Here is a 14462-nt window from a genome sequence, read left to right on the forward strand (position 1 = left end):
GGGTCACCCATGCTCCGGCGCCGGGTCACCGCGCGACGGCCAGGCAGTACGCCTCGTCCGTGGAGAGCAGGTTGCGGTGGGTGTCCTCGGCGGTGATGAGGCCGTCGTCCAGGACGAGGACCCGGTCGGCGGCGTCCAGGACGGCCGGGCTGCTGGTGATGACCACGGTGGTCCGGCCCCGGCGCAGCTTCGCGATGTTGCGGGCGATGAGCTGTTCGGTCACCGCGTCGACGGCCGTGGTCGGGTTGTGGAGCACCAGGATCTCCGCGTCGGCGGCCAGCGCGCGGGCCAGCGAGAGCCGCTGGCGCTGGCCGCCTGAGAGGTTGGCGCCCCGGTCGCGGATGGCGTAGTCCAGGCCCTCGCGGTGGAGGGCGACCACATCGGTCAGCATGGACGCCTCGACGGCCTCGGGGAGCAGCGCGCTGGTGCCCGAGGGGTCGATGTTCGTCCGGAGGGTGCCCGCGAAGATCTCCCCGTCGTACGGGTTCACCAGCAGGTGTTCCCGGACCGCCTCGGCCGACAGGTCCGCGAGCGCCCGCCCGCCGACCCGTACCACTCCCCCGTACTCCTCCGGGGGCACGGACAGCGCGAGGACGGCCGCGAAGTCGGCGGCGGCGCGCGGCTGGTAGGCGGCGACGGCCACGAACTCCCCGGCGGCCACCTCGAATCCGACGCCGCGCAGCACCCCGTGGCGCAGGCCCTCGATCTCCAGCGTCCCGCCCGGCGCCGGGCTCCCGGTCCCCGGTGTGGTGACCGGGGGCGCGACGAGCACCAGCGCCATGCGCTCGGCCGAGGCGCGGGCCATCATCACGTACTTGGGCATCTCCGAGAACAGCTTGAGCGGTTCCATGATGAACTGCGCCAGGCCCACCGCCATGACGAGTTCCCCGATGTTGATGTGCCCGGCGAAGGCCAGGTATCCGGCCGTGAGGGTGACGGCGGTGGCGAGGGCCGCGTTGAGGGCCAGTGCGGTGCCCGCGTACACCCCGTTGACCCGGGCGACGGTGATCGACTGCTCCTTGGCCTCGGTGCTGACCCGGCGGTAGGAGCCGAAGGCGGCGTGGTTGCCGCCGAAGCCGTGCAGCGGGCGCAGACCGGTGATCAGGTCGGCGACCTTGGCTCCGGCGCGCGCGACCCGGGCCTGCTGCTCCTGCGTACTGGCGCCGATCCGGCGGGACATCACGCTCAGCACGGACAGGATCGCCACCGTGCCGACGATCACGAGCAGCCCGAGCCGCAGGTCGGCGAGCCCGAGGGCGGCGGCGGCGACCAGGACCGCGACCACCGAGCTGATCAGCAGCGGCACCACCTCGATGATGTCCGCGGTCTGGTCGGCGTCCTCGGTGGCGATGGTCAGCACCTCGCCGGACTTCAGGTCCATGTCCCGGGCGACCGGCTGGAGTCCGCAGGCCGCGACCCGGACCCGCCACCGGTGCGCCTCGGTCGTGTTGGCCTTCTGGAGGATGCGCATCCCGAACCGCCAGGACAGTGAGACGGTCGTGATGATCACGGCCAGCGCGCCGATCGACAGGCCGAGCGCGCCGGCGCTGCGGTGTTGCAGCGTGTGTTCGACGATCAGGCCGAGCGCGATCGGGAAGGCGGTCTCCCCGGCCTGGTAGAGGCCCATCAGGACGGTGCCCCAGGCCATGGCGCCGATGTTGCGCCGCAGAGCGGTGCGCAGGATGGCGGCGCCCTGGCGGGGCCGGGCGGTGTCAGGAGTGTTCATCGAGGTGGCCGGCAATCGCTTCGGGGGTTCGCAGGGTGAGCAGGTCGCGGATGGTGATCACTGGACCGTACTCCCGCCGGAGCAGCCCGGTCAGCCGGACCGCCAGCATGGAGTGTCCGCCGAGCGAGACGAAGTCGCTGACCGCGCTCACCTCGTCGTCGTCCAGGTCGAGTGCTTCGGCGAAGAACTCGCACACCGTGATCTCGGTGCCGGTCTCCGGGGCGCGCTCCCCCGCCCCGGCGAGGACGCCGAGCGGTTTGGGTTCGGGGAGCGCCTTGGTGTCGGCCTTGCCGTTCACGGTGAGCGGGATGCGGTCCACCTCGGCGTAGTGGGACGGGCGCAGGAAGTCCGGGAGCGCGGCGCCCACTTCGGCGGCGACGGCGGCGAGATCGCCGTGGTCGAGGACGAGGTAGGCGGCGAGCCGGTGGGCCCCGTCCACCTGGGGGTCCGGCTGGGCGACGGCCGCGGCAAAGCGTACCGCCGGGTGCGCGGCGAAGGCGGCCTCCACCTCGCCGGGTTCGACGCGGTGGCCGCGGACCTTGATCTGCTGGTCGGTGCGGCCGAGGTAGGCGAGGTTGCCGTCGGGCCGCCGGACCACCAGGTCGCCGGTGCGGTACATGCGCTCGCCGGGCGCCCCGAACGGGCAGGCGACGAAGCGGTGGGAGGTCTGGGCGGGCTGCCCGAGGTAGCCGCGCGCGATGCCGATGCCGGAGACGTACAGCTCGCCCGGGACGCCGTCGGGCAGCGGTCGCAGCCACGGGTCCAGGACGTACACCTCGGTGTTGTCGATGGCCACGCCCACCACCGGGTCCTGGCACTCGAAGGTGCCGACGCCGAGGGTGTTGATGGTGTACTCGGTGGGCCCGTAGAGGTTGTAGCCGGCCGTGCCCCCGGTGTCGGCGAGCCGCTGCCAGAGGCCCGGGGTGACGGCCTCGCCGCCGAGCAGCACCAGAGCGGGCCGCCGCTCCGGGTTGTCGAGCAGGCCCTCGGCGACCAGTTGCTGTGCGTAGGTCGGGGTCACGTTGATGACGTCGATGCCGTGGTCGAGGCAGTACGTGACGAGCCGGGGCGCGTCGCGGCGCAGTTCCTCGTCGCAGATGTGCACCTCGTGCCCGTCGGCGAGCCAGAGCAGCTCCTCCCACGACATGTCGAAGGCGAACGACACGGTGTGCGCGATCCGGAAGGTGCGATGGCCGTGCTCGGCGAGGACGGGTTCGAAGATCCGGCGCTGATGGTTGATCAGCATGTTGGTGAGCCCCGCGTACTCGGTGACCACTCCCTTGGGCCGGCCGGTGGAGCCGGAGGTGTAGATCGTGTACGCGGGGTGCCGCAGCCGGTCCGGGTCGCCGGGCGCGAAGGTGGTGTACGGCTCGGCGGCGGGCAACGGGCGGTCCAGCTCGATCAGTTCGCCGGTGAGGCGGGGTGCGACGGCGCTCACGGTGAGGGTCACTTCGGGCCGGGCGTCGGCGACGATCGCCGCGATCCGCTCGTCGGGGTGGTCGAGTTCCAGCGGGACGTACGCGGCACCGGTGCGCAGCACGGCGAACAGCGCCACGATCGAGTCCAGGGAGCGCGGCACGGCGATACCCACCGCCCGCTCCGGTCCGATGCCCCGTGCGGCGAGCGCCCCGGCCACCTCGCGGCTGCGGTCCCGGAGCTGCCCGAAGGTCATGGCCGCTCCGCCGGCGACGAGTGCGACGCGGTCCGGGTGGCGGTCGGCCGCCCGGTCGAAGCGGTCCACGACGGTGTCCGTGCCGACGTCCCTGCGCACGGCGGGTTCGGGTGCCTGCCCCGGTCCCGGCAGGGTGCCGAGCGGGCCGGTGGCCCGGGCCAGGTCCTCAAGCAGGCGTACGTAGCCGTCCAGGAGGCGGCGGGCGGCGGCGAGGTCGTCGTCGCGGTGCTCCAGCTTGACGGTGAGCCGGTCGCCGGGGGTGACGACCCAGGTGTACGGGTAGTGCGTGGAGTCGTCGGCCCGCACCGAGGTGATGCCGTGCCGGGCGTTGATCCCGGCCAGGGCGTCCAGGTCCAGGAAGTTCTGGAGGACGAAGAGGTTGTCGAACAGGGTGTCGTGGCCGCTGGCGCGCTGGATCTCGCCGAGTCCCAGGTGCTCGTGCTCCATGGCCTCGACCCGGGCGGCCTGCACACCCGCCAGGTACTCCCCGACGGTGTCGCCGGGCCGGGCCCGGGTCCACATGGGCACGGTGTTGAGCAGGACGCCGACGATGCCGGCCAGGCCCTCGCCCTCGCGCCCGGAGACGGTCACGCCGAACACCGCGTCACCGCGCCCGGTGTGCGCGCCCAGCAGCAGTCCGAAGGCGCCGGTGAGCACGGTGTTGAGGGTGACCCCGTGCGCCTTGGCCGCCCCGCGCAGCCGCTCGGAGAGTTCGGCGGACAGGGTGTGCTGGAGCGCCCGCGGCAGCTCGTTTGTGCGGGGCGGCTGCGCCCCGGCGAGCAGCGTCGGGCCGGTGAGGCCGGTCAGGTGCCCGGCCCAGAAGCGCTCCGACGCGGCGGGGTCCTTGGCGGCGAGCGCGCGGGCGTGGTCCTCGAAGCCGGGTGTACGGGGTGTGGCGTCGGTGAGGGGTTCGCCCGCGACGAGGGTGGCGTAGGCGTCGAAGAGGTCCCGCAGCAGGATCTCCCGGGACCAGCCGTCCCACAGCAGCAGGTGGTAGCTGAGCAGCAGCCCGTCGCGACCGTCCGGCAGGCGGTGCACGGTGAGCCGGATCAGCGGCGGTTCCCCGGGGTCGAACCCGGTGTCGCGGTCGCGGGCGCGCAGGGCGTCGGACTCCGCCTCGGACGCGACGTCGACCGTGCGGACGGCGACGCGGGTCCCGGCCCTCAGGATCTGGACCGGGTTGCCGTCGTCGTCGGTGGTGAAGCCGGCGCCGGCCACCGGGTGCCGGGCGATGACGTACGCCATCGCGTCGGCCAGGGCTCCGGTGTCGAGGCGCCGGTCGAAGGTGAAGTGGCTCTGGGCGACGTAGTGCCCGGTCGCGCCGGTCAGCTGGGCCTGGAAGTACAGGCCGCGCTGGAGCGGGGTGACCGGTGCGGTGCGCTCGGCGGTCGCGGCGGTGTCCGCGAGGCGTTCCAGGGCCGCGCGCCAGTGGCCGGTGAGCGCGTCGGGGACGCCTTCGGCGAGCAGGAACTCGGCGTGCAGGCTGCCGGTGGCGGCGTCGGTCCAGGCGTTGACCTCGACGGCGTACGGGCTGTCGCCCTCGCCGCCGGTGATGCGCGGGACGTCGGACTCGCCGCCCCGGCCGAGGTAGTTGAAGAGCACCTGCGGACGGGCGGTGAGCAGCGGCGCGGTCTGCGGGTTGAGGTACCGGAGCCGGCCGTAGGCGGCGTGCCCCTGCTCGTCGGGCTGGCGCGCCACGACCTCCCGGGCGGCGGCGACGGGGTCGGTGTGCGGGGTGAGGCGTACGGGTGCGATGGAGGTGAACCAGCCGACGGTACGGGTGTAGTCGTGGTGGTCCAGGGCGGGGACCCGGCCGTGGCGTTCCAGGTCGACCGCGAGGTCGGTGGGCTCGGGCTGGACGCGGGTCAGGGCGGTGCGCAGGGCGCCGCAGAGCAGTTCGGTGAGGCCGATGCCCAGGGCGGCGGGCGCGGTGCGGGTGACCCGGTCGCTGGCCTCGGGGCCGAGGACCACGGTCGTCTCGCGCAGCTCCCCGTCGCCGGGCAGCGCGGCGGGGGCGTCAAGCGCTGTGAGCCAGTCGCCCAGCTCCTCGGTGGTGTGCGCGGCCCGGGCGGTGAGCGCGTCGGCGTATTCGGCGTAGGAGGTGGTCGCGGGCGGCAGGGCCTCGCCGCGCAGGGCGGTGGCCAGGTCGTCCAGGACGATCAGCCAGGACACGGTGTCGACGGCGAGGTGGTGCGCGGTGACGACCAGGGTCCGGGTGGCGGCCAGCCAGGTGAACGCGACGACCTCGCCGGTCTCCGGGTTCAGCCGGGCGGCGGCCGCCCGGGCGGCGAGCGTGGGGTCACCGAAGTCCGCGTGGACGAGGGGGACTTCGCGGGCGGGCTCGATGCGCGGGGTCCAGACGCCGTGCCTGGTGTCCAGGCTCATCCGCAGGGCCGGGTGGGCGGCCACGACGGCGTTCGCGGCGCGCTCGACGGCGGCCGGGGTGACCCCCTCGGCCGTGACCATCGTGCGGGCCTGGGCGAATCCGTCGAGCGGGCCGTCGAGTTCGCGCCTGCGCAGCATGACGGGTGTCGGGGCGAAGGGCCCGTCGTCGCGGCGCCTGTGCTCGGGCGCGGCGGTCCGCGGGGCGCGCGAGCGCAGCTCCTCGGCGAGGGCGCGCGGGGTCTTGCGCAGGAACACGTCGCGGGGCGCGATGGCGAGGCCGTGCGCCCGGGCCCGGTTGATGACGGTGATCGCGACGATGCTGTCGCCGCCCGCCATGAAGAAATCGGTGTCCTCGTCGACGGCGGCGCCGGGCAGTACCTCCGCGAAGATCGCGGTCAGCGCGGCGAGCGCGGAGCCGTCCGCCGGGGCGGGGGCCGTGTCCGCCCGCGTGGCGGCCCGGGCGGTCAGCGCCTTGCGGTCGAGCTTGCCGTTGACCGTGAGCGGCAGCGCGTCGGCCGTCAGCACCCGGCCGGGCACCATGTGCACGGGCAGCTTCGCCGCGAGCAGGGCGCCGAGGTCGCCAGGGACCCGGCCCACGACGTGCGCGATCAGCTGGTCACCGTCGGCCGAGGGGGTGACGGCGACGTCGACCACGCCGTCCAGTTCGCGGACCGCCGCCTCGACCTCGCCCAGCTCGATCCGGAAGCCCTTGAGCTGCACCTGGTCGTCGGCGCGCCCGGCGAACTCCAGCTCGCCGTCGAGCGTGCGGCGGGCCAGGTCGCCCGTGTGGTACATCCGGGAGCCGTCGCCCGCGAACGGGTCGGCGACGAAGCGCCCGGCGGTGAGGCCGGGGCGGCCCAGGTAGCCGAGGGAGACCTGGTCGCCGGCCACGTAGATCGCACCGACCCTGCCGGGCGGCACCGGGCGGAGCCGGTCGTCCAGCAGATGGGTCGTCAGGCCGGGGACCGGGCCGCCGATCGGGCTGGCGCCGGCGTCGAAGTCCGCGTCGGTGAGGACCCGGTGGGTGACGTGGACGGTGGTCTCGGTGATGCCGTACATGTTGACCAGCTCGGGCGAGCCGGTGCCGTACCGCTCCACCCAGCCGCGCAGCCGTACGGGGTCCAGCGCCTCGCCGCCGAAGATGATCCGGCGCAGGGCGGTGGCGCGTTCCCCGGCGTACCGGTCGGCCTCGATGAACTGGTAGAAGGCCGAGGGGGTCTGGTTGAGGACGGTGACCCCGCGTTCGCGGACCAGGCGGTGGAAGTCGACCGGGGAGCGGGTCAGCCCGTAGTCCGGGACCAGCAGCTCGCCGCCGTGCGCCAGCGCGCCCCACAGCTCCCAGACGGCGAAGTCGAAGGAGTACGAGTGGAACTGCACCCACACGTCGTCGGGGCCGAATCCCATGTCGGCGCGGGTGTGGGCGAGCAGCGCGGCCACGCTGAGGTGCGGGACGACGACGCCCTTGGGGCGGCCGGTCGATCCCGAGGTGTAGATGACGTAGGCGGGGTCGTGCGGGGCGGGGCCCGTCGGGGCCGCCGGGTCCTCACCGGTCCCGGCCGGTTCGTCGCCGAGGACGAGCACCCGGGCGGGGACGCCCGCCCGCTCCAGGAGTCCGGTGAAGCGCTCGCGCTCGTCCGGGCCGGCCAGGACGGCCTGCGGGGCGGCGTCGCCGAGGATGTACTCCAGCCGCTCGTCGGGGTACGCCAGGTCGAGCGGTACGTAGGCGCCGCCCGCCGAGACGATGGCGATGAGCGCGGTGACCTGTTCCAGGGAGCGCGGTACGGCGACGGCGACGCGCAGCCCCGGCCGGACCCCGGCGGCGCGCAGGGTCGCGGCCAGCCGGTCCTTGGCGGCGGCGAGTTCGCCGTATGTCAGGGATTCGGTGGTGCCGTCGAGGCCGCACCGGGTGACGGCGGTGGCGGCCGGGTCGCGCCGGGCGGCGGCGTCGAACAGGGCGTCCAGGGTGGTGGGCGTGAGCGGCGCGAGGGGCGCGGCGTCCTCGGCCGCCGGCTCACCGACCGGGGTGCCGGGCCGGGTGAGGAGGCCGGTGAGGGTGCGGGTGAAGGTGTCCAGGATGCGCCGGGCACCCGGTTCCCGGAGGAGGGCGGTGTCGTAGATCAGGTTGAAGCGGGGGCGGCCGTCGGGGGTGCGCTCCACCACCAGGGTGAGCGGGTAGTGCGGGGCGCCCTCGTTGACGATGCCGGAGACGACCAGCTCGTCACCGGGGCTGCGCAGCGCGGTCACATCGGTGGCGACGTCGAACACCACCAGGGTGTCGAAGCGGGCGGCGGCACCCGCGAGGCGGCCGATCCGCGCCAGGGAGACGTGCTGGTGTGCCAGGACCGCGCTCTGGTGATCGCGTACGGAGGCGAGCAGGTCCCCCGCGGTGGTGGACGCGGTCCAACGGGCGCGTACCGGAATGGTGTTGATGAGGAGGCCCACCATGTCCGCGATGCCGGGCACATCGGCGTCACGCCCCGAGACGGTGGAGCCGAACACCACGTCCTCGCGGTGCAGCAGCCCGCCCAGCGTCACCGCCCAGGCACTGTGCACGGCCACGCTGAGCGGCACCCCGGCCTCGCGGGCGGCGGTGTCGATGTCGTGGGCGGGCTCCACGGCGGTGTCGGCGAATGTGCCGGACGGGGTGTGCCCCTCGGCGACCAGGGAGGGGCCCGGCAGTCCGGCCAGCCGCTCGCCCCAGGCCCGGTCGCTCTCCTCGTCGTCACGGCCGGCCAGCCGGCGTACGTAGTCGGCGAAGCCGCCCGCCCGGTAGGCCGCGCCGGGGCGGTGGTACTCGGCGAGCAGCGCGCGGAGCATCGGCGGCACGGACCAGCCGTCGGCGACGATGTGGTGCACGGTCTGCACGAGCACCGTACGGCCGGGCCCGCCCCGGACCAGCGTGTACCGCATGAGGGGTCCGGTGGCCAGGTCGAATCCGGCGCGGCGGTCCCGCTCGGCGAGGTCGCGGATCTCCTCGTCGGTGATGCCGGGCCGGTCCAGGACGGTGAAGGGGGCCTCGGTGCCGCTCTCCAGGACGGAGACGACCCGGCCGTCCGCGAGGGCCGTGAAGCGTGCGGCCAGGTTCGGGTACAGGGTGAGCAGCCGGGTGGCGGCCGCCGCGAGGCGTCCGGGGTCCACCTCGCCGTCCAGGGTGAGGAGTTGCTGTTCGACGTAGCTGCCGGCCGAGTCGTCGTCGTAGACCGAGTGGAAGTACAGGCCCTCCTGGAGCGGGGTCAGCGGCAGGATGTCGCGCAGGGCGGGTCCGTCGAGCGCGTCGACGTCGGCCTGGGTGAGCGGGACGGGCGCGAAGTCGCTGGGCGAGTGCCCGCCGCCGTCGAGCGCGGCCAGGGCGGTCAGGGCGTCCTGGAAGTAGCCGCCGAGGGTGTCGATGTCCTCGTCGGTGAACAGGCCCTCGGGCCAGGAGACGGTGGTGGCGAGGCCGTGGGCGCCGCTCGCGCCGGGTTCGGCGATGGCGTTGAACTCCAGGGCGCGCGGCAGCCGCATCCGCGGGTCGCGCTTCTCGCCCAGCTGCCCGGTGGTGCCGGCGAGCTGCCAGTCCCCGCCGGTGCCCGCGTCGAACCGGCCCAGGTAGTTGAAGAGCACCTGGGGCGCGGGCGACGGTTCGAGGGCGCCGTGCAGATGGCGCAGGGCGCCGTAGGACAGGCCGTTGTGCGGTACGAGGGCGAGGTCTTCCTTCACCGCTTTGAGGGCGGCGGCGAGGTCGTCCGCCGGGCCGGGGTCCACGGTCACGGGGAAGAGGGTGGTGAACCAGCCCACGGTCCGCGACAGGTCGGGCTCGAAGCCGGCGGTGTCCGCGACCGCCCGGCCCTCGCGGCCGTGGCCTTCGAGTTCGATGTGCGCGAAGGTCTGGTCCTGGCCGAGGTCGCGCCGCCATCGGGCGAGGGCGACGGCGAGCCCGGTGAGCAGGACGTCGTTGACACCCGCGTGGAACCTGGCGGGGATCTCGCCCAGCAGGGCGGAGGTGGTGGCGGGGCCGAGTGTGAAGGTCCGCTGCCGCTCCCGGGCGACCGTGTCGTCCTCGGACAGGGGGCGGCGGCCCAGCGGCGCGTCCGGGCCGGGCAGGGGACGGGTGCAGGGGGTGCGGTCGTCGTCGAAGCCGGTGCGGCCGAGGAGTTCGGCCCAGCGGCGGAACGAGGTGCCCTCGCGGGCCAGTTCGACCGGGGCGCCCGCGACGGACTGCTGCCAGGCGGTGGCCAGGTCCTCGGTGAGGACGCGCCAGGAGACGCCGTCGACCACCACATGGTGGGCGGCCAGGACGAGTTGGCGGGCGGTGCGGCGCCAGACGGCGCGCAGCATGACGCCGTGGTCCGGATCGAGTCCGGCGGTGGCGCGGGCGACGCAGGCGTCGAGCGGTTCGCCGCTCTCCTCCCAGCCGGCGACGGCTCCGTCCGCCCCGGGTATGTGGAAGCTCCACCGCTCACCGCGTATCAGCCGGGCGCGCAGCATGTCGTGCCGGCGGACGAGGGCGGTGAGGACGTCGTCCAGGGCTCCGGCGGTCAGGTCCGCCGGGGTGTTCACCACCACGGACTGCACGAATCCGTCGATCGCGTCGGTGGTCTCGCCGAGCCACCGCACGATGGGCGTGCCGGCGACGGGTCCGGTCGGCTCGTCGTCGTCCCGGGCGGTGGCGATGTCCTCGCGGCCCGCCACCGCCGCGAGTTCGCCGATGACGCCGTGGGTGAAGATCTGGCGCGCGGTGACATGGAGACCGGCCCTGCGCAGCGCGCTCAGCAGGGAGATCGCCAGGATGCTGTCGCCGCCGAGGCGGAAGAAGTCCTGGTCGGTGCCGACCGCGTCCAGCCGCAGCACCTCGGCCACCGCCGCGCACACGGTGCGCTCGTCGTCGGTGGCGGGCGCGGTGACCGGGCCGCTGGTGAGCACCGGTTCGGGCAGTGCGGCCCGGTCGGTCTTGCCGTTCGGGGTGAGCGGGAAGGCGTCGAGCACGACGGTGTGGGCGGGCACCATGTACTCCACGAGGTGCGCCTCGGCCCAGGCCCGTACGTCCTCCGGGGTCAGCTCCTCGTGTCCGGCGGCGGGAATCACGTACGCCACGAGATAGGTGCCGCCCACGGTGTTCTTCCGGGCGACGACGCAGGTGTGCCGGACGCGGGGGTGCTCGGCGAGACCGGCCTCCACGTCCTCGATCTCCAGCCGCATGCCGCGGATCTTGATCTGGTTGTCGGCGCGGCCGAGGAAGTCCAGCGAGCCGTCCGGGGCGAACCGGGCGAGGTCTCCGGTGCGGTAGAGCCGGGAACCGTCCCCGGCGAAGGGGTTCGCCACGAAGCGGGCGGCGGTGAGTCCGGGGGCGTTGGCGTAGCCGCGGCCCAGCAGGAGTCCGCCCGCGTAGAGTTCGCCGCCGACGCCGACGGGGACCGGGCGCAGCTCGTCGTCCAGCACATAGAGCTGGGTGTTGGGGTTGGCGGTGCCGATGGAGGTGGACAGCCGCTCGGCCTCGCCCCGGTAGACGACGAGTGAGACGCCGATCGTCGTCTCGGCGGGGCCGTAGCCGTGGTACAGCGGGATGCCGAGGCGGGCGCGGAACCGCTCGTACAGCTCGGGGGTCAGCAGCTCGCCGCCGCACCACACATGGCGCAGGGTGTCGAGCCGGCCGGAGTCGCCGGTCATCTCCAGCAGGACGTCGAGCATGGAGGAGACCAGGTAGGTGAAGGTGACCCGGTGCCCGGCGATGACGTCCAGCAGGTGGTTCGGGTCGCGTTCGCCGCCCGGCCGGAGGACCACCAGCCGGGCGCCGGTGACCAGCGGCAGGAAGATCTCGTTGACGGAGATGTCGAAGGCGAGCGGCGCCTTGAACAGCGAGGCGTCCTCGTGGCCGAAGTCCAGGATCTCGCGGGACTGCCACAGCAGGCGTTCGCTGATGGCCTCGTGGCGGATCATCGCGCCCTTGGGCCGGCCGGTCGAGCCGGAGGTGAAGATCACATAGGCGAGGGATTCGCCCGTGACGGCCACGGCGGGCGGTTCGACGGGGTGGGCGGCGAAGGCCCAGTCGTCGAGGTCGACGCCCACGGTCTCCGGTTCGCCCGGGGTCTGCTCGCCCGAGCCGTTGAGCTGGAGCGCGATGTGAGCGTCCGCCGCGACGACGGCACGCCGGGCGGCGGGCCACAGCGGGTCGAACGGGACGAAGGCGCACCCGGCCTGGAGGACCCCGAGCAGGCCGATGACCAGCTCGGCGGAGCGGCCCAGCGATATCCCGACGACCTGCTCGGCGGTGAGGCCGCGCCCGATGAGGTGGTGGGCCAGCTGGGCGCTGAGCCGCGCCGTCTGGCGGTACGTCAGGGTGCGGTGCTCGTCCACGATCGCGACGGCGTCCGGCCGCAGGCGCGCCTGCTCGCGGAACAGCTCCACGACCGTGGGGCGGTCCCGGTCCGCGCCGGTGTCGTTCCAGCGGGCCAGCTCCGCGATGCGGGTGGCGGGCCCGGCGGGGGCGATGGTGCCGAGCGGCCGGTCGGGGAATTCGGCGAGGTCGTCCAGGGCGAGCTGCGCGTCCTCGCGCGCCACACCCTCGGGGAGGCCGATGGTGCGACCGTCCGTGCCGGTCGCCCAGCCGGCCGGAGCCGTGCCGCCGTTGTCGGCCCAGGCGAGCACATCGGCGAAGAGGGTGGCGGGTGTCAGGTCGATGCCCTCCGGGCTCCGGCCGTTCGCCCAGTACGCCAGGCCGATGGCGCACGCTTCGGTCAGGGTCCGGTCGTCGCGGTCGCCGGTCCGCCGGCGCAGCTCGGCCAGTCCCCGGGGAGAAAGCCGTATGTGGTGACCGCTCGGTTCCGACATCGAGGACTCCGCTTCTCTCCGAGATAATTAGCCGAGCCTAACCTAACTAAGTGTGTCCTTACTTTCCTTCGGCGCATGGCCTAACTTCCTTCCCGCCACGCTCGCCACAGACGTGCGTAGCGGCCGCCGAGGGCGACCAGCTCCTGGTGGGAGCCCTGTTCCACCACCCGCCCGGCGTCCAGCACGGCGATGCGGTCCGCCGCCATCGCCTGGGTCAGCCGGTGCGCCACGAACAGCGTCGTGCGTCCCGCGCAGGCGGCCAGCACGGCGCGTTCCAGCTCCGCGGCGCCCTCGCTGCCCGCCTCGGCGGTGGACTCGTCCAGCACCACGACGGGCGAGCGGGCCAGCACCAGGCGGGCCAGGGCGATCTGGGCCACCTTGGTGACGTCCAGCCGCTCGCCGCCCTCGCCGACCGCGGTGCGCAGCCCTTCGGGAAGCGCCGCCACCCAGTCGGCGGCGCCCACCGTCCGCAGGGCGTCCAGCAGTCCGGCCTCGCTCGCGCCGGGCGCCGACAGCCGCAGATCGTCGGCGAGGGGGCCGGAGAACACATGGGTCTCCTGGGTCAGGATGCTCACCAGGGCCCGCGCGCCCGCCTCGTCCACGTCCGCCAGATCGGTCGTCCCGATGCGCACCGACCCCGACTCCGGGGTGCCGATGCCGGCGATCAGCGCGGCCAGGGTCGACTTGCCGGCGCCGGTCGCGCCCACCAGGGCGAGGGAGCCGCCGGCCGGAATGGTCAGGCTCACGTCGCGCAGGACCGGTTCACCGGAGCCCGGGTAGCGATAGGTCAGGCCCTCCACCGCCACCTGGTACGGCACGTCCTGAGCGGGCGTCACCCCGGGGTCGCCCACCAGTCGCTCCTCGGCGTCCTCCCCCAGGACCCCGACCAGACGGGTGAGACTGGCGCCCGACTTCTGCGCCTCGTCGAAGGTGAACATGATCGCGCCGAGCGGGGTGAACAGCCGGTGGAACATCAGCGGGGCGGCCGCGACCTCGCCGAGGGTGGCCGCGTCGCCCTCCAGCAGGGCGTACCCGACCAGCAGGATGAGGACGAGCCCGATGAACTCGGCGCGGTTCTCCCGGCCGACGAACCGGCCGAAGAACCGGAACACCTCGACGCCCAGATCGCGTACCCGCCAGGACTCGGTGGTGACCTTCTCGCGGAACGCGCCCTCCAGGCGGTACGCCCGGACCGTGCCGATCCCGTTGAGGCCGCTGATCAACGCCTGGGCACGGTCGGCCTGGGCCGCGCGCTGCTTGCGGTAGAGCGGGGCGGAGCGCGGCAGATACCAGCGCAGGGCCAGCGCGTACGCGGGCAGCGCACCGGCGCCCGCGAGCCCGAGCCGCCAGTCCAGGCCGAACATGCCGACGGTGGCGATGGCGACGAGCACCCCCGCCGAGAACACGGTGGGGATCGCGCTCCGGATGCCCCGGGAGAGCACGGCGACGTCGTCGCCGACCCGGGAGAGCACATCGCCGCGGCCGACCTGTTCCAGCCGGGCGCTCGGCATGCCGAGGACCGCGCGGACGGCACCTTCCCGCAGCGTGGCGAGCAGGTCGGCGCCGAGCCGTCCGATCAGATACGTCGATGCCGCGGTGGCCGCCGCGCCGAGCAGCGCGGCGGCCACCATGAGTGCGCCGACCCGGACCAGCACCGTGCGCGACCCGCCGTCCACGACCCCGTCGACCACCTGGCCGAGCAGCAGCACGGGGAGCACCTGGAGGGCCGCCCCCGCCACGGTCGTGAGGAGGGTCGCCGCGGTCAGCCACGGCACCGCGCGGCAGTGGGCGGCGAGCCAGCGGGTGGCCTCGCCCCCCGTCGCCGTACGCAGGGCCGACGGGGAGGCGGCACGGATGCCGGTCGTACTCACT

The 14462-nt window shown here is 74.1% G+C and carries 3 protein-coding genes; all 3 read right to left on the minus strand.

Going from position 1 to position 14462, the window contains the following annotated elements; translation table 11 throughout:
- Positions 1 to 25: 25 nt before the first annotated feature.
- Positions 26 to 1726: an ABC transporter ATP-binding protein gene (locus tag OG338_RS01245; protein ID WP_405935536.1), complete on the minus strand. Its 1701-nt coding sequence runs from the start codon at positions 1724 to 1726 to the stop codon at positions 26 to 28.
- Positions 1713 to 12590 carry an amino acid adenylation domain-containing protein gene (locus OG338_RS01250; RefSeq protein WP_405935537.1) on the minus strand — a complete coding sequence of 3626 codons (10878 nt, stop codon included), beginning with the start codon at positions 12588 to 12590 and terminating at the stop codon, positions 1713 to 1715. Before OG338_RS01250 ends, OG338_RS01245 begins: the two co-directional genes overlap by 14 nt.
- Positions 12591 to 12670: 80 nt before the next feature.
- Complete coding sequence (locus OG338_RS01255; protein WP_405935538.1) at positions 12671 to 14461, minus strand: ABC transporter ATP-binding protein; 1791 nt, start codon at positions 14459 to 14461, stop codon at positions 12671 to 12673.
- Position 14462: the final 1 nt, after the last annotated feature.

It is taken from the genome of Streptomyces sp. NBC_00726 (assembly GCF_045161735.1).
Lineage (GTDB): Bacteria > Actinomycetota > Actinomycetes > Streptomycetales > Streptomycetaceae > Streptomyces.

Bases quoted from the DNA above. Each gene is read 5' to 3' on its own strand.
- OG338_RS01245 (WP_405935536.1), bottom strand. From the start codon at position 1,726: ATGAACACTCCTGACACCGCCCGGCCCCGCCAGGGCGCCGCCATCCTG.
- OG338_RS01250 (WP_405935537.1), bottom strand. From the start codon at position 12,590: ATGTCGGAACCGAGCGGTCACCACATACGGCTTTCTCCCCGGGGACTG.